General features: G+C 76.1%; 1 protein-coding gene. It reads right to left on the bottom strand.

Annotation, left to right across the window (positions count from 1 at the left end):
* Positions 1 to 2,315: winged helix-turn-helix domain-containing protein (locus tag GL263_RS25185; protein WP_182858045.1), on the bottom strand; the 2,315-nt coding region annotated here is incomplete at its 3' end.
* Positions 2,316 to 2,379 lie beyond the last annotated feature (64 nt).

Here is a 2,379-nt window from a genome sequence, read left to right as displayed (position 1 = left end):
ACAGCCAGCAGCCCAGCCGCCTCCGCCACCACCAGCCCCCCGGCGGCCTCCGCCGTGACCGACCCCTCGGGCGACACCTCGCCCAGCACCCGGACCGCCTCCTCCGGGCGGCCTTCGGCCAACCGGCCGGCGGCGGTCACCAGCAACCGGTGGCCGGTCGCCCACGGCGAGGCCGTCGCCGTCGCCGACGACCACCCCGCAACGTCCGCCGTCTCGATCGCCTCCGCCGCGTCCCGCGCCCTGCCACGACCCAGCAGCAGCCGGGCGGTCACCAGCGCCTGTTCCGCCGCCGCCACCGGGTCCCCGTTGCAGGACCCGGACAGGGCCGTCTCGTCAAGCAGCTCCCGCGCCCGCCCGAGATCGTGGCGCTCAAGGGCCACGGCGGCCAGGACCAGCCGCCCCACGGGAGGCCGGGACCCCTCGGGCAGGCTGAACCGCTCCGCCTCGGACACCCCCGCGAGCACCCGCCGCTCCGCGCGCCCCGGCCAACCGTCGAGGAGGTCCATCAGCGCCAGATGCCCCACCGAGTCCTCGCGCGGCAGCACGGTCGACGCGCCGTCCGGCCCCTTCGCGGCCGCGCTGAGCGCCCGGTCCGCCTCCTCGAACCGCCCGGCCCACAGCCGGGCCGACCCCAGATGGGTGAGGAGGAGCGCGGGCAGCTCCGGATGGTCGTCGAGAAGCGGCCGGGGGAGTTCCTGAAGCAGCTCGTCCGCGGCCTCCGCGGCCTCCTCGGCCCGGTCGGGGGACCCCGTCAGCCGGGCGCTCAGCACCTCCAGCAGCGCACAGCTGAGCCGCGCCGCCGCCTCAGGCACGGACGAGCCGCTTGCGCCGTCCCGTGCCGCGGCTTCCCGCTCCGCTTCGGCCAGGCGCGTTCCGGCACGCCGCAGCGGCGGCCTTCCGTGCCGGACGTCGCACCGGGCGAGGTCGAGCGCGGCCCTGACGAGGTCCGCCGCCGGGCTTGTCGCCCCGGGCTCCATCCCCGAGAACAGCTCGCTGAGGTCCGTCGCACGCAGCCCCGTCAGCAACCGCCCGATCGCCAGCTCGTCGACCAGCGTCTGCGCGGCGAAGTCCCACTCGCCGGCGGCGGCGCCGTGCGCAAGCGCGGCCCGAAGGTCCCCCGACCGCCGCAGCCAGCGAGCGGCCCGCCGGTGCAGCTCCGGCTCCAGACCGGGCAGCCGCAGCCGCAGATGCGCCCGCAGGATCTCGCCGAACAGGGGATGGAACCGGTACCACTCCTGGCCCAGGTGCTCGACAAACGCGTTCTCCCGCCGCAGCCCGAGCAGCAGCCCCTCCGCGTCCCGCCGCGCGGTCAGCGCGTTCGCCTGGTCCGGACAGAACCGGTCCAGGACACTCAGCCGCAGCAGGGCGTCCTGGACGTCGGCCGGCTGCCGGGCCAGGACCTCCGCGGACAGGAAGTCCGCGACCGGGCTCTGGTTCGCCTCGAACTCCTTCAGGTAGACCGCCGGATCCGGCGCGCCCACCGCCGCCACGGCGCACAGCCGCAGCCCGGCCGCCCAACCCCGGGTCCGCTCCACCAGACCGCGACACACGGCCGCCGGCAGGCTCAGCCCGTGCAACCCCAGCAGCGCGGCGGCCTCCGCCGGCTCGAACGCCAGATCCTCCGCGCGGATCTCGACCAGCTCACCCGCCGCCCGGTAGCGGTGCAGCGGCAGCAGCGGCTCCACCCGGGACAGAAGCACCAGCCGCAGCCCCCGCCCCGCGTGGTGCAGGACGAACTCCAGTTGCTCCGGGACCTCCGGACCGGTCACCCGCTCGAACTCGTCGATCACCACCACGAGCGGTTCCGTGCGGGCCTCCAGCTCGGCCGCGAGCGCCGCCAGCAGCCTCCGGTCCACCCCGGCGGCCTCCGCCGGCGCTCCCACCGCGTCCCCCGTCGGGCTGCCGCAGCCGTCCAGAGCGTGCAGCAGATAGGTCCAGAACACACCGGGGCGCCGGTCCTCGGCCTCCGCGTTCAGCCAGGCGACAGGCTGGCCCAGGCCGGCGACCCAGTCGGCCGCAAGCAGACTCTTCCCCGCGCCCGCCGGCCCGTTCACGACCGTCAGCGGGGCGTCCAGAGCGTCGTCCAGCCGGCGCAGCAGCCGGGGACGCCGCAGATGGGTCGGTGGGATGACCCGCGGCGTGATCCGCGTGTGCAGCAGCGGAAAGCCGAGCGGGTCGGTGCGTGGTGTGTTCGGAACGGTCGGTCCCCGAGCGCTGTCGCCTACCTCTGCCAAGGCGCTCACCCCGGTGACGGTCACATCGTCGGCGGTAATGCCGTGCTGAAGGTCCTTCCGCACCTTCAGCATCGCAGCCATCCCCCGTCCCCGCGCGCCGTGCGCCCCCCACGGGCGCCCGGCCGGCGCCACGCCCCGCGCACAC

This window comes from Streptomyces durbertensis (assembly GCF_014156695.1).
Lineage (GTDB): Bacteria > Actinomycetota > Actinomycetes > Streptomycetales > Streptomycetaceae > Streptomyces > Streptomyces durbertensis.
This window is presented reverse-complemented; position numbering and strand designations above follow the sequence as displayed.